Below are 19627 nucleotides of genomic sequence, written 5' to 3'. Positions count from 1 at the left end.
TTCAGCGTGAGACGTTTCGACGGGCGTTATACACCCGCCGCACGTATTGCGCGAGCGTCGTATTCGTGCATGATGCGCCTCGAACCGGGGGAGCGATCATGGTCGCGGCGGTGACAGTCAAAGCCTATGCTAGCCCGAGCTGCGTGCTCTTGACGTTCGATTGGAAAGACGGCGCCGAACACGAAGATTTCCTTGGGTTCGCCATCCAGCGCAATCCGGGTTATGGGCGCGACAGAAAGCCGCAATTCTTATTCAACAAGCTCGACTTTGTGCCCCTCGCGGAGGACGCCCGCCCAAAGGGAAGCGATAAGGCGCCGATCCAAAAGTTCAACTGGTGGGACGGCGGGATCAACCTAGACGATCAAGGCCAGACGTTCGAGTATACAGTTATTCCTGTGCTTGGCACCAGCCCAGGCGATCTGCAGCTCCAGGACGCGGCGGCCGGAAAAAGAACCGTGACGGTGCCAAGGCCCCTCGAAGGACAGATCGCCACCTACTTCAATCGCGCCGTCGTCAGCGCGCAGAGCTTTGCCAAGCAAAAGGACAAGCCGCTTGAGAAGCGGATGGACTGGCTGGTCAACGGCCTGCAAAACGCCATTCCTCAAATCCTCAGCGAGAGCGACGCATTTGAATGCGCCATCTATCATCTGTCGGACGACCGGTGGATCATCCCGGCTTTCGAGGCCTTCAAAGGGCGCGGCTCGATCATCTATTTCGAGAAAGCTGACGACACCAAGTCCCGCGCCGCCGCGCATCGGATCGCGGAGGCACGACCCAACATCTCGATCCATAAGCGGGATGCCATATCCAAGCTAATGCACGATAAGTTCATCATCTCCTACCGGAAAAAGCATGAGCAGGCCGTCTTGATGGGCTCGACCAACTTTACGCCTGAAGCCCAAACGATCCAGGCCAACCTCCTTCATATCATCCATTCCCGCGAACTTGCCGCGCTTTACGCCGAGCGCGCGAACGTGCTGGCCAAAAATCTCGGCAAGAAAGATATGGACCCGCCGGACTGGAACGACGTCACGGACGTCGACGGCACCGAAATGCGCGTCTTCTTTTTGCCCGAGCCCGGCGAAAGCCGAAAGTTTCTCGACACGGTGACCGAGGCGGTCAAGAACGCGAAGTCCTCCGTGCTGTTCTGCATGTACACGGCCTCCGACAAGGATCTCATGGAGGCAATCTTTGCCAAGGGAGACTCGTCGAAGCACTTGATCTACGGGCTTCTCAACAGCATCGATGATCCCGACAAGCCGACCAAAAAGGGCGAGAAGCGCAAGCTTCCGGAGATCGCCGCGACCATTTTCCATCGCTCGCAGAATAACCCGGACACACTTCCCTACGCCGCTTTTAGCGCCAATGCGCCACGCGGCTTCCTGCCCGAGCTCAAGACCATCGATACCTCACCGTTTGATGCCTCCGCCGCAAAAGGCAAAGCAAAACCGGCAAAGAAAGCCACAAAGAAGAAATCGAGTGGCCCGCCGCCTATCCACGTGCATCACAAATTCATCGTGATCGATGGGGATACGGAGACGCCCACCATTTACACGGGCTCGCCGAACTTCAGCAAGGCGTCGGAAAACTCAAACGACGAGAATGTCCTTGAGATCAAGGGCAACACGCATCTGGCCCAAGCCTATGTTGCCGAGTTGATGCGCCTCTACAATCACTACCGTGCCCGCGCGATCTGGAACAAGACCCACGAAAAGACAGGCACGAAACCGAAGCCGGGCTCGGAGGCCGATCCTCTTGTCCTCAAGCAAACGCGGGATGAGTGGGTGAAAGACGCCTATAAGAAAGGCACAAAGGCCGCTCTCGCCAGGGAGCGCGGCTTATAGGGGCGCTCTGATGTTTTCGTTTCTCAGACGTTGCTTGAATTTTGTTTTTTGTACTCGAACAAACCATTTCCGATCGAACCTATTCAATTGCAATCATGGCCCAAACCCCACGATCCTCAGCCCTTCTCCGTCTTTCCAAACGCTATACCATCATCGCTGTCGCGGCCTGGACCATCGCCGGCGCTGTGATCGCCGGGGTCTGGAAGGTCTACGAGTTTCAGACCGAGCAGGCCCGGCTCCTTAGTGAATCGCTTGCGAAGCAGGCCGAAGTCATTGCCGAGCGCGACGAGGCACGCAGCCAGGCCGCGCTGACCCGAAGGATCGAGGCGCAGAAGCCCTTCTTGCAGAAGAAGCTCGATCTCTTCTTCGAGACCATTCAGCAGGCTCAGCGCCTGACAGAGTGGGAGCTCGACCCTAAAGATGAAACCTGGAAGCAGGCGACCAAGCGCTTTTGGGAATTGCGTTGGGGCGAATTGGAGATGGTAGGCGATGCCGGCGTCCGGAACGCCGCGCGGCTTGTCGGCCAGCAGATCACAGAGACGGAGGAATTTCCAAGCCGCGACAGGCACGATCTCCGTTGGGCGGTTGAGTGCTTGGCGGACGAGCTTCGCTTTGCCATCGAGCACGCGTGGGGAATCGATCGAAATGCCACGCGCGAGAGCGTGCTGCGCGGGGAGGGAGCCACCGGTAAGCTTCCCAATGGCTGTGTCGCTGGCAACCGCGATCCCATCCGCCCGGCCGGCATGCAACCCCTCAAGGCAAAGGGAAACCTTCACCAAGTACGGTCGCCCCAAACTGAATAGGGCCGGTCTGTTGCAAACGTCTGGAGCACTACATGATTCTTCGCCGATCTGTCCTGTTCGCCCTCGTCTTGTTGCTCGGCACAGCGCCGACGGCCCACGCGCGTGACATCCGAATTGCGACATGGAATCTGGGCTGGCATCTCAGCCAGGTCGAGGCGAAGGAGTGGATTCGTGATTGCGGTCAACCTTTCGCCCTCAATCCAGCGAGTGGATTGTTTGAACCCTCGACGGCAGGGGCCACCAAGCCGGGCTGGGAGCTCAAATGGGGACGAAACGCAAAGATCAAATGGGACATCGCGGCAAAGCCGCCATGCGACGTTTACCAGGCCAATTTCAAGATCGTGCCGGTGACCGAAGCCGCCTACCAAAAGCGCTCGCAGCAACTCCAGGATTTCATCCGAACGAACCTCGATCCTGACATCATCACTTTTCAGGAGGTTAGCGGCGCCACCGCCGTTCGCGAGGTTCTGCCCAACAACGGTGCTGATTACGAGATTTGTTCGTTCGACACGTTCAAGGTCCAGCGGCTCGCGATTGCTTGGAAAAAGAACCTCGGGACGGGCTCCGATTGTGGGGTCGTTGCGCCCCTATCACTCCCGGATCTAGCCGCCGTAGATCAGGTGCGCCCGGGCTTATCACTGACGCTGCAGATCGACGGCAAGCCGTTGCGTGTTATGACCGTGCATCTCAAATCCTCCTGCGTCAGCCCGCTCGAAGACCGCGGCAAGCTTGACGGCGGGGGCGATGCGTGTGCCATTCTGCAGAAACAGGTGCGCCCGTTGGAGGATTGGCTGGAAGCGAGCTCTGCCAGCATGCCGGTCGTTCTGATGGGAGACTTCAACCGCAATCTGTCGCACGAGAAAAATTCGATCGGAAAATCAGATATTCGCTCGGACGGAAGCGATCCCGCTTCCTCCCTTCCGAGTGGCGTCCTCGTTCGCAGCCTCTATGGCGAGGTCAATGATGGGGCCCCCACTTCCAGCGCCCTTTCCCATCTGGAGCCGGAATGCCCGGTCAACCCTGTCGCCAAGCAACTCTGCGAACGCTCGAAGCGTGAGCTCTTCGATCAAGAGGCCGTCAAGCCGCTGACAAAGGCCGATAGCCTTGGCTGCCGCAATCCCCTGGGCCTTGATCAGATGCTCGTGAGCGCGAGCCTTTCGATTCCAGATCCTGCCATCAAGGTTGCGATTGGGCGCTTCGGCGGGACGCGCCCGGCAGGCCAAGGCCATCCGGATCCTTTGCTGGCCATTTCAGATCATTGTCCCTCCAAAGCGACGCTTCGTTTCTAGTGCAAGGGCGACTGAGCCGATCCAAAAATGCCTCGCCCGGTTAGTCCGGGCGGGGCATTACCTTGCGCAGGAGCCGGCCGCGATCTTGCGGCAGCGTCGCACCACGATCATGCGAGCTTCGCAGGATGGACGCACTGATTCTGTTAAGGAGCGTCAGTCGCAAGCAACCGAGGGCGCGTTGTCGTGCTTGAGGTGTCGCTTTCGGACATTGTAACTCACCAGCCAGATCACGCCGACTGCGATCGGCACGAAGGCTGCGGTCAGGAACGAGGGCTCTACTCGCAGTCCGACGTCATGCGCGCCCTTGGCAAGATAGCTAAACAAGCTGACCACATAATATCCTATCGCTCCGACCGACAATCCTTCGACCGTGCACTGCAGCCGAAGTTGCTGTCTGGCGCGCTCGTTGATAGCCTGCAACAGGTCACGATGTTGTCGTTCGATTTCGACGTCGACACGGGTTCGCAACAGATCGGCGGCACGCGCGAGCTTGACCGACAGAGCCGCCTGACGATCCTCTACGGTCGCGCAGGTTCGCATTGCGGGCGCCATGCGGCGCGCCAGAAACGACGACCAGGTTGGATAACCCGAGACATCGTTGCCTTCAATGATGGACAGTCGCGATTGGACCAGCTCGTTGTAGGCTCTGCTGGCGCCGAAGCGAAACAGGCTGCCGGTCGCGCCTTTTTCGAAGCAGGCGGCCAGCGCCGTCAACTCGGCAAGCAGATGGTTGTTGAACTGCAGCCCCTCACCGCTTTGCATTTTTTCGAGCGCCTCAACAAGACGGCGGTCGATGCGATCAACGGAAGGTGCAAGCTCAAGGGCGGCCGACAGGCCAAGCAGCGCCAGTGGACGGTAGGTCTCGATCTCCAGGAGCCGTTGCACCAGCGCTCCGAGATCCTGCGACGTCAATCCGAGGTCGCAGACGAGGATTTTCGTAAAGCCTTTTTCGTCTCCGCGGAAGTCTGAGGCGGCAACGCCTGCGCCGTTCTTTGTGGCAACCATGGCCAGGCTGTTTTTGTCAAAAACCTGTTCGGCGCGCCTGGTCGGCGAGGCGTCCTGCTCCACTTCTAGCCTGATCGCGACCAGCAACTGTCCGGTCTGACGCAACGCGCGGATCAGCGATCGGACGGTACCATCAACTTTGTCAAATCGGTCTGCGGCGGAAACATTTGTGTTACTCCAGATCCAGGTAAATGTTGTGAATTCCGAATGCTGCTCCCAACGTAGCGTAGCGGTCCCGATGACAATCTGATGAAGTTTCGCCGATTGCTCAGGTGGCGGAAGATTGCGCTCGAGGCAAAAATCGATAAAGCGGCAGCGATCGCTTGTGGCCGCCTCACCCTGCGCAAGAAAAGCCAAGTGGATCACGCTGAATGGCGAAACAAGGCGCGTGAAAGGGCGTGCGTGCACTTCGCCGAGCACGGCGTCGCGTTGCGGATGTGGCGTGAAGGTTCGCAGATCCAATTCATCGACCATGTATTGACATCTCTCTTCAGGGTGAGCAAGCAACCGTCAGCCGCGCGAGGCCGTGGCAAGCAGGAGCGTCTTCCGTTCCCCCGGCGGGGTGCAGACAGGCAACCTCCGGTGCGGCAACCACACTGTCGATTGACAGATCGAGGCCCAAACACGACTCCCATCTTGCTGCCGCCGCCCTGACGCGGAGAGGCGGTGCAGGATTTGGGCCAGCACTGCAGAAGGGGCACGCTTGTGTCCTTTGGCGCAATGTGGCTTTCGAAGACAGTTGGAGGCGGCTTTCAGACATGAAGCGCGCGCTTGTATTCTGACAGGATGCGTACGTGGCGCAGGCCACAGGAAATTGCCTGCTTCGCACGGTGATCGCTCGCCAGGCGGCTGAGACGCCATGCTGTGGACGGATTTGTCCATGCAGAGACCGGCGACTGACCGCGCCCGGACCAGCCGGGCAAGGCTTGGCCGATGGGCTGATAACGTCACGTCGCGTGAGGATGACGTGATCACGCAGCCGGAGCGCACGCTGTCATAGTCTTTTGAGGTGACATTCAGGGCAGTGCAAGCGCCGCGGCTCGACCGCAGTGAGACAGATACGTGGCGAATGTCGTGAGCGATCGACCGAATAGCGGCGGATCACAAGTACGGCCGACTCGACTTGGCGGGCGTATTGCTCAAGTGCGCTCGCGGAGGTTTTGATCCGTCTGTCGCCACGCGGCCGAGAGCCAATCTCGGTCAAACTCGCTCGCCGGTCTTTGCAGGACGCGAGGATCGCCACGTTCTCGTTGATGTCAGCTCTGTTTCGGATCGAGCGCACGAAGCGGCCTCTTCGATGGGTGGATCTGGCCGAAGGCCGGCTAAGCAGCCTCGATCGCCTATGGCGCAACAGCGGCGTCACAACGCTCATCCCCTGCCGGCTGCGCCGTCATTCCTCGCCAAACAAGAAAGTTCCTCCTCTGCTGTCGAGCCCCTGCGGGGTGCGCCGTCGATCACCTCCGGCCTGTCGATCACCATCGAGGCCGCAAGGTGCGGGCTCGGAAAACAGAGATCAAGGAGAACTACCATGGCGACCATCGGCACCTTCAAGACGACCGGCAACAACGAGTCCGGGCGCTCTATCTGCCAAAGGAATGGACGGACGACCCCGCTCGCCTGAAAGCCGCGCATGTCCCGAGCGATGGGCTTTGCTACGAAGCCCAAGATCGCGCGTCGAATGGTCGCTCCGCGATCGCCGCAAAGGTGCCGTTCTCGTTCGTAACGGCGGACAGCGTGTATGGCACAGGTGAGATCGAAACCCTGCTGCGCAAGGCGGGAAAAGGCTATGTTCTGGGCGTTGCTTCCAATCACGTGTTCCGTTCATGGGGCAAGCAGCAGCCGGTCGCCGGCACCGCCTCCGCGATCGCGCAGAGCCTTCCCAAGAAGTGGCCTGGCACCGCTCCGCCTCCGGCGAAGGGACCAAAGGTCCGCGCTGGCACTTGGCCGATCTCGACGCTGGTGAATACAACGACGACCTTGCCGGAGAATGGACGGGGGGTCTTCTGATCCGTCGCAACGTTACTGACGCCAGCTTGGCCTTCTCCACATGGTGCCCCAAGGGCAGGTCCATGCAGAAGCTGGCGTCGGTGGAAGGCCATCGCTGGGCTATAGAGGACAGCTTCGAAACCGCCAAGAACGAGCTCGGCCTTGACCACAACGAAAGCCGCTCCTGGCATGGCTGGCATCGCCATGTCTCACTCGTCATGCTGGCCTTCGCCATGATGGCCGTCATCCGTCATCGAGCCAACACTGGACCATCGCTCAAAAAATGCGACCGCGGCCTCGACCGAAGCATCGCTCTTGATCCGCTTGTCGATCCGGGAAATCCGCCCCATCGCCATGAAGCTTCCCCAGCGACTCATCTCGCACGCCTACGTCCTCGCATGGTCGTCCTGGCGCAGGGCTCATCAGGCCAACGCGCGCAAAGCCCATCTCAGGCAAAAATTGCAACTGTAATGCTAGTTAGGGCACCCGACGGAACACAGCAAGACCGAGTCGTCGTTCTCAGGGGGCAAATACAGCAGTGCCATTAGCCCACTACAAAAATAAAAAACATAAGTCCAGAACGCACAGACAATTACGCGTTCCGGTCAATCAACCGGCCCTAACGAAGAACATTGGGTTCCAAGCTAGATTGATCCGCTCAGCTTCTTGGTCATCCAGGGACGACTCTAAGTTGACCCCACCGGCTCATATCATGCGGCAAAGCCGGGGGCCGACTTCCTCGAAGCCGTTGCGCAGATAGAAGTCGAGGGTGCGCTTCCATTTCGGCTGCCACGGTGCTCCGACCTCCAGCCGCTTCCATCCTCGCGCGCGTCCTTCGGACAGAGCGACCGCGATCAGATGAGGCGCAATGCCCTGCGATCTCATGTCGGGGCGAACATAGAGCTCCGAGATTTCTCCGAACTTGCCGCCCGCGTAGATCGCAGTGCATTCGTTTAGAACCATGACGCCAACCGGCTCGTTGTCTCCGCAAGCGATCACCGCGACGACGCTGACATCCGCAAGAACTGCCGCCGCGCTTTGCGTGACGATTTCGATCCCCGGGGCCATCCGGCCCAAGAGCTCGACTTGGAGAGCATAAACGAAGCCGGCGACGGTTCCGGCATCTGTGACTTCAGCGCGGCGTGTGGATATGACCGGCATCTTTCTTTCTGCTCCGCATCGGAATTGAATCACTCTGCGCCACGAGCGTCAGCGTGACATTTGTGATCCGCTAGACAGACAAGGCTAGCTGAGATTCCCGAACACCTCGAACCAGAGCCGATTGGAGCACTTTCCAATCAGCTGATCTCTGCTGTGGGTCTTGGTTGTATGAAAACGCCTGATGACCCGCGATTTCGGCTGTCAATCAGCGTCCACAACTGAATTTCGATCCAACCGATGGCTTTCACGTCGCAGGGTTTCATCACGAAGCTAAAGCGCGCCTCTCCAAGATAGGATCATGATCATCGCGAACTTCATTGTCGAAACGGTCCTTCAAGCGGCTGCTGACCTTGTGCCGACAATCCAATGAGACGATCACGCATTCCAGGTCAAAAGGCCGATGGATGTCGTCACCTAGAAGGAAACCGTTCAGAGGTGTATGCACCCCACCGCATTTTGACTCTCGGGAACCGAGCTCAATCGCTCTGTGACGGCAGTCTATGGATATTGGCCATCTCCTTCCTCGATGCTGAATCCTTTACCAGTCACGATGTTTGGAGACCAGCTCTCTGGAATGGTAGCCATGGATCCCTCCCGCCAGAAGGATCGCTGGGTTAGGATTCGACAGCCAATGACAGGATCCTCTCGATCGTCGAGAGCGATCGGGTCGAGACGATAACTCCACTCCTTAGCTCCGCGGCAAAGTCGATTTGCACCGGAACCGCCTCGCTTGGTGCGCTCTTGCTACAAAACAAGGCCCGCGCGCAGGTTCGCAGCACGCGTCGGGGAGTTGCCGTCAGGCCAGTACGCCGCGCCGATCAAGAGTTGCTCGATCGTGTTGAGATTTTCGACGATGAACTCGGCTTGCCGGTCGGGCCGCCTTGACACCGACATCCTCGGCGGGATGTACCGCGTCCACAAAGAAGCGGTCAGGCCACGAGCTGCTGGAGTGTTGCAATCTCTTCCTGTCGCTCGCGGAAGGAGGGCTCGCGGACCAGGTCCAGGCGCTGCTAGTCGGTACATCTTCTTCGGCTGCGGAGCCTCGCCATTGCCCGTTCGTATCTAGCTTCACTGGTGCCCGAACCCGGGAGACCACGTCGCTTGGCTTGGTCAGGCGATGAGCGCGTTGCTTGCCGCGGCTTCATGCTGCCATGAGTTTCGCGAGCCGCGTCAACGCTTCGCGCTCTTGGTGGCGATTCACGTGCGCAATTTGACCTCGTCAAATGTCCAAGCCTTGAATAGCTTTGCCGGGCCAGGAATTTCGCCCCGAGCTGCCGCTGCCTGTATAGCTCTCTTGTTCTCGCCTGTTATTTGGGCGACATCTTCGACCTTGACGCGTTCGGATGTCCCGTTCATCGGTTCTTCGCGCCAATCACGGGGCCGATTAACTGTCTGATGACTTCGGGGCGGGTAAGATTTGGTTGCTTTTGCTGGCGCTTCAATCGTGTCCGCTTGTCGGTGTGTATGTCTGAATCCCGACACGAAGTCGCAAATGATCGGCCGTCGCGGCACGATGTATTGATTTTCTCTTCCTCAAGCAAGTCTCGCACAGATACTTTTGCGGCATGCTGATTGCAGGGAGACGATAAAGGACCGTTTCGGCAATAGTGGTCTCTCGGTCAACGACGCAGGAGAGATGAAAGTTCTCGATCGTATGCAAATTGATACTAAAAACTGCCCCGGGTAAGGCACCTCCCTAATTGAAGCGCTTTGTTCAGCGCGTGTCGGCCGCAGATCATGTCGTTCACGCAAACTAGCGAAGCTGCACAGGAGTTCTGATGAGCTCTACGCAAGCAATTCGTGAACGCCTGCGCGACGCCGGCGCGTCGTTTGCGGCAAACGACAATATCGCAGAATATCTGCTGCCTGGTGACATTGATGTGATCCAAGCCGAGGTCGAGCAGCACGTGCACGCTGTGCTTGAGGCCATGGTTATCGACACCAGCCGCGACCACAACACCAAAGCGACCGCGAAGCGCGCAAATTTGTGCGCCTTGCCAACTGGATCATGTCGCGCCCGCACATCCAGGAGGAGGCCGCTGTTATGCTGGCGGACGAACTGGAACGCCGTATCCTGCCGAAGGGATTGGCCGTCATCGTTAGGGCGCAGCACCAATGCATGATCTAGCGTGGTGTTCGCTAGACTGACACCATCATGATAACCAGCATCATGCGCGTGCTTTCCGCGACGACAAAATATCGCGCAGCGAATTTATGGCACTGATCAAGGATCAACCGTGACCTATCTATCGACGAAGACATACGGTCATGAAACCGGACTATCCGCTACATTTCGCCAGTGGCGCGCGCTGTCACACTGTCGTCTGCTGCACGGTTACTCGTTGTCATTTCGCTTCGAGTTCGAGGCCGACACCCTAGACGACAAGAATTGGGTCGTTGATTTTGGCGGCCTCAAAGAGCTGAAAGCGATCCTCGAACACACATTTGACCATAAGACCGTCGTAGCTGCGGACAATCCGGAGCTTGAATGGTTCCAGGAAGCGGCGCGGCGTGGCGGATATCGTTGTGCTACCTGCTGTCGGCTGCGAAAAGTTTGCCGAGCACGTCTACGGCATCGCGAGCAAGTGGCTGCTGACAGAGCGACTTGCTCCGCGTTGCCGGCTTGCATCTGTCGAAGTCAAAGAGCACGGTGCGAACAGCGCGATCTATCGGGGAACGAGCCGTGCTGCCGGTCAACGAGATCTTTGAAAGTATCCAGAGCGAAGCCTGCAAGAGCGGCACGCCGTCAGTGTTCCTGCGGCTACAGGCCTGCCCAGTTGGTTGCCTCTGGTGCGACAGCAAGCGCAGATGGAAGGCAGATCCAGCATGTCAAGTGCCGATAGCCGAGATCACGGGATCGAGGACGCCACCCGGGGCTAGGATGTCGCCGGAGGAAATATTGCTCGCCGTGCAGGGGTTTAGGGCTCGGCATGTCGTGATCACGGGTGGCGAGCCCGCAGCGTACGACTTTCAGCCATTGACGACGCTACTTATCAAGTCTGGCTTCTCGGTGCAGGTGAAGACATCGGGACCCATGCCATTCAGGTGCACCCCTGCACGTGGGTAACCATCAGCCCGAAAGTTGGCACGCCCGGCGGGCTCGTTGTTTTGGATGAACCGCTGCGGCGTGGCAACGAGATCAAACATTGCGTGGGCAAGCCTGCCGATATCGAGAAGCTCCTGGCCCTCAACATCCCTCGTGAGTTCATGCCGATAATACTGGCTGCAGCCCTTGAGCCAAAGCCGGAAGGCGACGAAGCTTTGCATTCAGGAGGCGACTGCGTGCGACTGGCGTGTCAGCATTCAGACGCACAAGTTGCTCGGCGTGGGGTAAGCAACCCTGCGCGTCAAAGCGTTCTGCGGCTTCACCTTAGAGACGATCATGAATTGCGTCCTCTAAGTCTGAACTCAATGAAGGGAAAGCGGCATTCATCGCGGGCTTCTTTGCCGTTGTTCGCCATTGCCAAGCGGGCCTGATTTCAACTCTTCACATTCTAAGCGAATCCTCTCAATGACCGATTTCACATCCGAAGCCGCGCTGGTTCTATTTTCTGAGCGGTCAGGATTCCGCCACCTGCCTCGCTTGGGCGCTGTCGCGCTTTGCCCGGGTTGAGACCGTCGGCTTTGCCTATGGACAACGCCATGCGATCGAGCTGGCCTGCTGCGATCAGTTGCTGAACGGACTGAAGAAGCTGCGCGTAGACTGGGCGAGCAAGCTCGGCGACAACCATACGCTTGAGATCCCCACACTGGCTGCGATATCAAAGACCGCACTGACCGGCGAGGTCGCGATCGAGATAGGCGCGGACGGGATGGCCGCGGCGCGACAGTTGAAGAATGAGACTGTCCGCAATTTCTGCCTGAACGAATTTGAGCGCTTTTCGTTCGGCTACCGAGCCGACGGCACTGCGCCGATCCAAAACAAGGTTGGCGCCGGTGTTTAATCGCCTCCTGGCCGCCCCCGCGCACGATCTCCACGTCAGGCAGATCATGGATGAGGGCAGGGTGTTGCTCGTAAACCTGTCAAAGGGGCGGATCGGCGAGGACAGCTCGTCCCTTCTTGGCGGCTTGCTTGTGACGACGCTCGGACTTGCCGCTTTCAGTCGGGCTGAATTGCCGGCGCGTGAGCGACCAGACTTCTACGTCTACATTGATGAGTTTCAAAACTTCACCACTCTCGCGATGGCAAATATGTTCTCGGAGTTGCGTAAATATCGCGTCGGCTGCACTGTCGCACATCACTATCGTCATCGGTTAGAACCGGATGTGCGCGATGCGGTGCTCGGAAATGCCGGATCGATTATCTCCTTCAGAGTTGGTGCTGAAGATGCGCAACACCTTGCTCGCGAGTTTCTGGGAACGTTCGAGGAAGCCGATCTCCTGCAACTGCCGAACTATAGGATTTTATCTGAAGCTCATGATCGACGGGACGCCGTCGCGGCCATCTAGTGCCGGTACGCTTGAGCCCGGCGTCCTCGATTAAGACACCGCCGTTGATTAGTAAGTCTCGGCGCGTCGAGCTTCTTGCAAACCCGGCGCGGGGGGATAGCGCCCCAGGATCATCGTCTCCGGCTCATTCCGCGCTGGCACTGACCCGCTCCCCCAAGCGGAACCTCTCCTACTTTCAGCTATCGCTTCGGTGGCGACGCCGCTAATATTTCAATTTTCGGCACCTTCGGGACAAGGCTCTTTGCAAAATCGCGCGAGAGATCTCCCCATATCCTTTTGCAGGCGGCAGACAGGAGACTATCGAGCAGGGCGCAGCCGGTTTTCAGCCTTTCCTGTTCTGCCGCTGGTTCGACAGCCTGGGCGAAAACAACAGGAGCCATTCCGCGCCGATGTGCACTGCAGCAACGGTAGCCATCCGTCGAGTAGAGGCATCTCACGTTTTGGATCTCGACAAGCCTATCAATGAACGTTCCAGGGGCGACATCAAGGTGATCTGGATCATGGATTTTGAGAGCGGTCTGGCCGGGGTTGGCTAAGATGAGCTGTCCCCAATCTCCTAAGAAAGCGAGTTGTCTTTAGGGCTGCGGCCGGCTTTATCGACGCACAGCAAGCGTTGCTTTTTGTTCTTTACTGTCGCGCAGTCCGTTATTGGCATACTGGCCCGCCGTACATCGGCTGCCAATGCGGGCGAACACGAAAAAAAGATGATTGCGGAGCTACAAAGGTACGAGAACCATCTCTGCTTTCGAATTGGCTGCCGACGATTCATCCGGACTCATCTTTCCGCAAAGAGAAGGCATGAAGGCTGCTCGCAACTCGGCAACTGCCCTCCGTGGGCGGTTCGCCCGGAGGCAGCGGCGCCGCGCAGCCTACGCGTTGCAGGCTTTCATCGTGCATCGATTAGGTTAGCTATAAGACTTATGCGCTTGCAGACCAATTCACTCAAACTTGTAGGACGCCTCTAAGAAGGTACCCCATCGCTCCATGCTGTACTTTGCGAGTGCAGGGATCTGGATGAACGTGCCTCGGTCCCTGCAGCCGCTGCAGTTGAATATGACATCGCTGTCGTTCTTGGTCCACATTGCCCAGTACCGAGCGCCGACGCCGATACTGAAATTTCTGCCGAGGAGGTACGACAGCGTTCCTTCGATCTGTACGCCCCCCACCTTGCCTGCACTGATCGTAGAAAGTTGTTTCAGGACGGAGGAGATGGTTATCACGACCGGTGAAGTCGTCCATGGTAGGTAAGCAACATCTGCGCTCACGCGCCAGTCCTCAAACAGCATAGTCTCGGCGTTAAGCCCGACGCGCAGCGCATCCCAATTGGCACCTTGAGTACCGATGATTTGCTGGGCCGGAACCGCGCATGCCCCGTATGGCGAGGCTGTCTGCACGCATGCGATCGAATCCGACTTTTGGCCGAAGTAAGTGCCACTGATAAATGCGCCCAGCTTGTAGGTGCTACCGCACATAAAGTCGTAACCGACATCGGCGGTGTAGTACGTGAACCTTCCGTTGGCCTGATCTCACAGAGTGTTGCATAGGCCGTACTGCCGATGCTCGAATCCTCGTTCATTCTTCCCTTGTTGAAGCGTCCGAGCCAACGTTGCCCTTCAGGAATATCCCCCAGGACTATCAAGCCGTGCGAACAGCTCGCCGGAAATGCCGTCCAAGCCATGATAGGTGAGCGTGGAATTGGGGATGCCGCTATCTCCGGATATCGGGGGCCGATTCGTGTAGTCCCACTGGAATGTGCCTCTGCTGAGCCAGACCCGCGAGCCCCCCTTCGAACGACCAGTCGCCCGTATCGAAAACAGGCTTTATTGTTTTGGCGGCCGCTCGTCCCGGATAGACCGATGCGTCGAACCATTCCGCCCCGCTCGCGTCGCCGCCGAAATGGTGATTCAATCCGATCTTTCCGATGTGACAGTTGCTGGACAAGCTGGTTGTCCCGGCGGCAATGTCGGCGGGGCGGGGAACTGCACCGTCGGCGGGGTCGCCAGACGCGTCCCCATCGAAGCCCATGTAGTCGTACTCGAATTTGACACACCAAGCAGGTGTAAGCGCTTGCTCAAGGCGACTCCGACGACGGTCCAGCCGAAGCGACTATAATCGAACTGGGTTGTATGCTGCAGCAAGCCACAAAGCGCCCCTCGAATTCGCGGTTGTTGGCGATGTTGCCTCGGTTATGTTGCCAGGCCATGCCCGCCCTGATGTAGCCCAGCGTTTGGCCTGTTAGGCCGAAGCGGCGTAACCCACTCGAGCAGTCCCTGTGACAAAGGCGTTTGGACTTGCCTCGCAAGTGGCGATAACAACAGCGCCCGAGAAGGCAATACAGCTGTTGGTGCCATCGGAGACAGCATGCTCGCATCGACTTCGGTGCCGGAAATCCACCTATCCGTTTGCCAGTTGTAGCCGGGAGCGGATCGGCATCCAGTATTGGCGCAGCGCCTCGACGGTCGCTGGAATGTCGAGGTGGGCATTGCGGAGAAAGTCCTCGGTCTCGCGGCCGCTTCGCGCTCCCTTAGCCTAAGCCGGGATGAGCTCGAAGCCGGTCCTGGAGGGACCGCCGATTGGCGACGAGGTTGTCAAGGTGCAGCAACTCGTGCCCTGGCCGCTCTCCTTGGGCCAATCGTCGAACCAGCGCCCGCGTGCCGTCCACCACGAAGACGCCGCAATCATAGCTGTTCCGCTGCTGGGCCATGCTAGGTGACTCCAGGCGGGCGCGCAGCCGTCGTGCGAGCTGCGCTGCCGGCTCGTGGTTGTGTCCCCGGACAGAGTCGTAGTGATAGGCAATCGGCTCTCCTCGCGTGCGGCGATCAAGGAGCAGCAGCGACCAATGCGTGCCGAGGCGATTAGGATCCATTGCATCGTTCACCGGCAGGAATAGGAAGTCGGCGGTATCATTACCATTCGGATCGTAGACGATGCGCCGGAATGCACGGAGCATGTCGGGCTCGGCGCCGAAGCGCAATTGATAGTGGGCTATCAGGGGATCCACGAACTGCGCCAGGGCGGCGAATTCCGGACGGTCCCGCTGCAACTCCTGCGCCAGGAGCTCGTAATCCCTGTGGATGTGCTCGTCGCCCAGCCATTCCTTGGCGCCGAGCGCTAGTCCGCTGCGGCCGTGGGATGAGGCTGTCGGATCCAAAGCCCCGATCTGAGCATCGGCGGATGTGCGCGGGACAGGCGCATAACTAGCATCATCACGCGGCTCCTGCGGCGTCGGCGCATTCAGATCAATCAATGGCTCACGACCCCCGTAGGTGTCTGAGCGAGCCCTGGCAAGATGCGCGGGCGCAACATGAGCATCGTCGCGCAACTCGGATGGCGTCCGTGCATTCAGATCAACAAAAGGCTCTCGGCCGCTGTAGGTGTCTGAACGAGCTCGGGCAGGATGCACTGGCGCAAAATCAGCATCGTCGCGCAATTCGGACGGCGTCAGCGCATTGAGATCAACAAATGGCTCAAGGCCAGCGTAGGCGCCTGAGCGAGCCCTGGTCGGATCGGCTGGCGCAAAGTGAGCATCGTCGCGCAATTCGGACGGCGTCCGCGCATTCAGATCAACAAAAGACTCTAGGCCGCTGTAGGTGTCTGAATGAGCCTGGGCAGGATGCACTGGCGCAAAGTCAGCATCGTCGCGCAATTCGGACGGCGTCGGCGCATTCAGATCAACAAGAGACTCTAGGCCGCCGTAGGTGTCCGAGCGAAGCCTGGTAGGATGCGCCGGCGCAAAGTGAGCATCATTGCGCAACTCGGACGGCGTCGGCGCAATCAGACCATAAGATGGCTCAAGCCTGCCCTTAGCATGTGACGCGGGCCAGGATGGTGATGCTCGTTCTTGCACCTGTTCACCCAACCAAACCCAAGCTCCGGCGCTCGGGCTGGCCGGCGTTGAGGGAAGATCCTGCGCCGAGCCCGAGTGCCAATCGCCCTGCGCGGCCGGCGAGTTCGGCTGCTCAGGGCCTGGCAGCCCCAGTTCTCGGTTCGGCTCAATGAGTTTCAAGTAGCTGCGAAGATGCGACAAATCGGGACCGTGTACTCTGCCTCCAGTCCGTTGGAATGCTACCACGTCATTGTCGAGGGATACCTGCTCCCTGCTCGAGCCGTTTAGCCGCCCGATGATGCTCCCTTTGCGCTTCTCTCTAAGCCACGCACTAAGCGCACGAAGACGCCTCGCCCGCTGTTGCGCAGACTGCCTCAGCTTCGCAGTCGGAGTTTTAAGATCTTTCAGAGCTTGGTTCAGCGCGCCCTCGATGAGGGGCGCATCTTCTGGATGAGGAACTAGGCGACGGGGGGCACCGAGGACGCGGGGTTCAGGTGCTTCCACTTCTTCACCCCCACGCAGCAGCCGCCGGAGATGATTCAGAGCCGATCTAATGCGGTTGTTGGGGTCACCGCCCGAGCTCCTGTACTTCGCAATCTCCGCGTCCAGCGATGAACCGTCGCGCAGCCGAGAAGCTACCGGGCCCCTATGACTCGCGTTGACCCAGCGAATAAATGCCCCAAGCCCGTAAACACCGTTGTTGATGGCCCCTTTGGTGAGCTTGTGCAGCTCCGCGTCTCCACGAAACTTCGCCAAGAGCTCCGCGTCTTCGACCGGAAGCTGCTCGCCGATCGGTTCGTCCGGCGACGGCATCGGGGCTTGCATCTGCGATGGTGACGCCACCACTTGATGGGATAGGGTCTGCATCAGCTGCTGCTCAACAGCGACGACCTGCGGAGGCGGCGAGGAGCTGCGTCCGTCCATCGTCTCTAAAAGCAGATCCTGCTGGTTCGCAGGCAGAGTCTCCGGCCAGCTGCCAGCTCCGTTCGACCCGCTGTGCTGCGCAGTCGTCCGCCTCGTCTCGGCGCGAACCGCGTCTTCGAGATCAGGAAGCGGGCGAATATGACGCCGTAGTTCGATCGCTCTAGCACCCGCCGGCGACCTCAGGAGATGAGCCAGTGCGGCCCCGGCTTTTCTGCGGCCATGGGGGTCCTCCTCCTTATACTGGCTGACATCTTCATCCAGCGAGTCGTGGCCAAGTCGAGCAGCAATGCCGGGCTTATGCTTTTCACGGAGGTAATCACTCAAATCGATAAGAAGAGTTGCATAGGTCCTGGCGGTGTTGGCGGTGCTTGGGGCTGCTTCTTCCTTGTACCTTTTGATGAGATCCGCATCCTGGGGATAGGGATTCCGCTCAACCCGGCTTGCAAACGGCGTGATGCCGCCCGGCGATTGGGAGGCTCTAAGAAGATCCAGTGGGGTAGCGATGGCCTGCTTCTCCTTCTCGGCGAACTCCTGGGCATCCTTGTCCAGCGACTTGTCGTAAAGCCGGGAAGCAATGCCCGGCTTGTCGTTCTTTACGAGCCAATGCCCCAAGCTGAGAAGACCACGTAGATTGCGACCGACCGTGCTCTCGGAGGCCCCAGCCTTGATGAGTGCCGGCCTGAGCCCCTCAATAAGAGACGCATCTTCGCAATAAACAGGATCCAGGCTGCTACCTGCGAAAACAAAATTTGCATGGCCGGGCGGTAGCGCCGAGGCATTCAGCATCGTTCTACCGCCTTGACCGTGCGGAGGCGGCGTAGATGGGTGGCCGCTCGCCCGCATGATGGGAATCTGCTCGCCTGGCACGAGAATGTTGCTGTAACGTTCATCCGTCAGCTCGTCGTCCTGGTGGCGCCGGTTCACGGGATTAGGGGACTCTGTAGGATCCAATGCTAGGCCATGCCGCGGTGGCTGAAGACACGACGATGCACCGGCTTCGTCGACCGTCCCCAAGAATAAATCTTGATCATCCCCCTCAGCGAGTGCCGCTGGCCAACTGAAGGCGGGCTGCGACCCGCCCTGCTTAGCCGCGGCCTCAATGCCCCCGGCCCGGCCAGTGATTGACGCGACTCCGCCCGGCGACTGAGAGGCGCGGAGACGATCTAGTGCGGTAAGAACGAGGTGCCTGCGATTTTTATCGAAGATCGCAGCGTCGTTGCTCAGCGATTCGTCGTTAAGCCGAGCAGCCACTCCCGGCTTTTTTTTTGCGAAGAGCCACCGGCTAAATCTGCGAAGAGGACCAACATAATTCGTCTTAGCGGTGATCTCCTCGTACCCAGCCTCAACGAGTGCTTCTTGAAGTCCGGAAATCAAGCGTGCGTCTTCGGGATGAAAAGGGGGACCGTTGAGTTTTCTCGCTCCGTTACGGAGATGATCAAGTGCCGCGCCGATACTTTTGCTACCCCCGGCGTCCTTGTAGCGCTTGATCTCTTCATTCAGCGGTTCGTCGTCGTTCCATGTCTCGTCCTGAAACCGAGCAGCAATGCCACGCTTGTTGTTTGCACGAAGGTAGTGGCTGAAATCCGTGAGAATAGATGCATAGGTTTTGGCGGTACTTGAAGTTCGGGCCGCCACTGCTTGCTTTTTGTATTCCTTGATGAGAGTCCCGTCCTTGGGATAAGGAGTCAGGTCAGGGCGGCCTGCGATCGGTACGGCTCCTCCCGTCAATTGAGAGGTCCGCAGATGAGCTAGTGCCCAAGGGACGTTCGCCGTCCCACCTTTTATTATGAACTCCTCGACATCCTTGTCCATCGTCTCGTCATGAAGCCGATCAGCAATGGCCGGCTTGTCGTTTGCAAAGAGCCAACGGCTCAAGCTGAGCAGATAACCGACGTAGCTCGTGGCGGTGCTCTCAACGGCTCCACCCAAGAGGAGCGCCTGCTTAAGGCCGGAAATAAGGGGCGCATCCTTAGCATAAAGCGGATCCTTGCTGCGACCTACCAAGACCCAATTTGATTGAGCGGTCTGCAGCGCTGAGGCGCCCAGCACCGCCTCATCCTCTCCGGCATGCGCCTCAGATCGCGATGCATCCGCTTGATGGGCGCGGACCTGCATGAGCACGGGAGCAGACGGCACAGCGATCTCGCCCAGCTGCTGCTCAAAGGCGGCCGCATCTGTGGACGGAGCCGATGAGCTCTCTTGCGGGCCTGCGGTGCCCGATTGTTGACGCACCCAGTTGGTGGATTCGAACTTCATTCGTTCTCAGTTTCGGAATAATAGGCCAATTTGAAGCCTGAGGTCGCTTGTGATTTGCCACGGAACCGACTCGGCAGCATCGAA

General features: G+C 58.8%; 13 protein-coding genes and 2 pseudogenes. 10 read left to right on the top strand and 5 right to left on the bottom strand.

Annotated elements, in window-relative coordinates:
• Window positions 1-98 precede the first annotated feature (98 nt).
• The 3 genes from I6F36_RS35465 to I6F36_RS35455 are packed head-to-tail and all read left to right on the top strand — an operon-like array spanning window position 99 to window position 3936.
• The gene (locus I6F36_RS35465; RefSeq protein WP_225173045.1) at window positions 99-1844 is read left to right on the top strand and encodes a phospholipase D-like domain-containing protein; all 1746 of its coding nucleotides are present in this window, start codon (window positions 99-101) and stop codon (window positions 1842-1844) included.
• A gap of 41 nt (window positions 1845-1885) precedes the next feature.
• Window positions 1886-2647: a hypothetical protein gene (locus I6F36_RS35460; RefSeq protein WP_225143501.1), complete on the top strand. Its 762-nt coding sequence runs from the start codon at window positions 1886-1888 to the stop codon at window positions 2645-2647.
• Window positions 2648-2679: 32 nt separating this feature from the next.
• Window positions 2680-3936, top strand: coding sequence for an endonuclease/exonuclease/phosphatase family protein (locus I6F36_RS35455; RefSeq protein ID WP_225131093.1), 1257 nt, complete (start codon window positions 2680-2682; stop codon window positions 3934-3936).
• A gap of 153 nt (window positions 3937-4089) precedes the next feature.
• On the opposite strand, the gene I6F36_RS35450 is transcribed toward I6F36_RS35455, so the two are convergent.
• Entirely contained in the window at window positions 4090-5415 is a 1326-nt protein-coding gene (locus tag I6F36_RS35450; RefSeq protein WP_225173044.1) for a DUF3422 family protein, read from the bottom strand.
• Between the two features lie 1098 nt (window positions 5416-6513).
• Between I6F36_RS35450 and I6F36_RS35445 the strand changes: the two are divergent.
• Window positions 6514-7246 (top strand): annotated as a pseudogene (locus I6F36_RS35445) (IS701 family transposase); the annotation flags it as partial.
• Window positions 7247-7632: 386 nt separating this feature from the next.
• On the opposite strand, the gene I6F36_RS35440 reads toward I6F36_RS35445, so the two are convergent.
• Together I6F36_RS35440 and I6F36_RS35435 are read right to left on the bottom strand one after the other, a co-directional pair.
• On the bottom strand, window positions 7633-8088 hold the full coding sequence (locus I6F36_RS35440) for a GNAT family N-acetyltransferase (RefSeq protein WP_225173043.1): 456 nt from the start codon (window positions 8086-8088) through the stop codon (window positions 7633-7635).
• 744 nt (window positions 8089-8832) lie between these two features.
• Complete coding sequence (locus tag I6F36_RS35435; RefSeq protein WP_225131078.1) at window positions 8833-8976, bottom strand: hypothetical protein; 144 nt, start codon at window positions 8974-8976, stop codon at window positions 8833-8835.
• A gap of 1120 nt (window positions 8977-10096) precedes the next feature.
• Here I6F36_RS35435 and I6F36_RS35430 point away from each other — a divergent pair.
• From I6F36_RS35430 to I6F36_RS35405, 6 genes and pseudogenes are all read left to right on the top strand, one after another.
• Window positions 10097-10216 (top strand): GTP cyclohydrolase I, encoded by a 120-nt coding sequence (locus tag I6F36_RS35430; protein WP_249782202.1) that lies wholly within the window; start codon window positions 10097-10099, stop codon window positions 10214-10216.
• Between the two features lie 109 nt (window positions 10217-10325).
• Window positions 10326-10931, top strand: a complete 606-nt coding sequence (locus tag I6F36_RS39925; protein WP_225145649.1) for a 6-carboxytetrahydropterin synthase — start codon at window positions 10326-10328, stop codon at window positions 10929-10931.
• Window positions 10838-11155, top strand: coding sequence for a radical SAM protein (locus I6F36_RS40065; RefSeq protein WP_225131066.1), 318 nt, complete (start codon window positions 10838-10840; stop codon window positions 11153-11155). Before I6F36_RS39925 ends, I6F36_RS40065 begins: the two co-directional genes overlap by 94 nt.
• A gap of 41 nt (window positions 11156-11196) precedes the next feature.
• A complete protein-coding gene (locus I6F36_RS40060) occupies window positions 11197-11565 on the top strand; it encodes a hypothetical protein (protein WP_225173042.1) in 369 nt (122 codons plus the stop codon).
• Window positions 11566-11599: 34 nt separating this feature from the next.
• Window positions 11600-11900: pseudogene (locus tag I6F36_RS35410) on the top strand (7-cyano-7-deazaguanine synthase); the annotation flags it as partial.
• Between the two features lie 124 nt (window positions 11901-12024).
• On the top strand, window positions 12025-12537 hold the full coding sequence (locus I6F36_RS35405) for a type IV secretory system conjugative DNA transfer family protein (RefSeq protein ID WP_225173041.1): 513 nt from the start codon (window positions 12025-12027) through the stop codon (window positions 12535-12537).
• A 938-nt stretch (window positions 12538-13475) separates the two neighbouring features.
• Here the strand turns inward: I6F36_RS35405 and I6F36_RS35400 are convergent.
• Window positions 13476-14009: a hypothetical protein gene (locus I6F36_RS35400; protein WP_225173040.1), complete on the bottom strand. Its 534-nt coding sequence runs from the start codon at window positions 14007-14009 to the stop codon at window positions 13476-13478.
• A 1052-nt stretch (window positions 14010-15061) separates the two neighbouring features.
• The gene (locus I6F36_RS35395) at window positions 15062-19543 is read right to left on the bottom strand and encodes a Ulp1 family isopeptidase (RefSeq protein WP_225173039.1); all 4482 of its coding nucleotides are present in this window, start codon (window positions 19541-19543) and stop codon (window positions 15062-15064) included.
• Window positions 19544-19627: the final 84 nt, after the last annotated feature.

It is taken from the genome of Bradyrhizobium sp. BRP19 (assembly GCF_020194195.1).
Taxonomy (GTDB): Bacteria; Pseudomonadota; Alphaproteobacteria; order Rhizobiales; family Xanthobacteraceae; genus Bradyrhizobium; species Bradyrhizobium yuanmingense.
This window is presented reverse-complemented; position numbering and strand designations above follow the sequence as displayed.

Bases quoted from the DNA above. Each gene is read 5' to 3' on its own strand.
- I6F36_RS35450 (WP_225173044.1), bottom strand. From the start codon at position 5,415: ATGGTCGATGAATTGGATCTGCGAACCTTCACGCCACATCCGCAACGC.
- I6F36_RS35400 (WP_225173040.1), bottom strand. From the start codon at position 14,009: ATGTGCGGTAGCACCTACAAGCTGGGCGCATTTATCAGTGGCACTTAC.
- I6F36_RS35455 (WP_225131093.1), top strand. From the start codon at position 2,680: ATGATTCTTCGCCGATCTGTCCTGTTCGCCCTCGTCTTGTTGCTCGGC.
- I6F36_RS35395 (WP_225173039.1), bottom strand. From the start codon at position 19,543: ATGAAGTTCGAATCCACCAACTGGGTGCGTCAACAATCGGGCACCGCA.
- I6F36_RS35465 (WP_225173045.1), top strand. From the start codon at position 99: ATGGTCGCGGCGGTGACAGTCAAAGCCTATGCTAGCCCGAGCTGCGTG.
- I6F36_RS35440 (WP_225173043.1), bottom strand. From the start codon at position 8,088: ATGCCGGTCATATCCACACGCCGCGCTGAAGTCACAGATGCCGGAACC.
- I6F36_RS35430 (WP_249782202.1), top strand. From the start codon at position 10,097: ATGTCGCGCCCGCACATCCAGGAGGAGGCCGCTGTTATGCTGGCGGAC.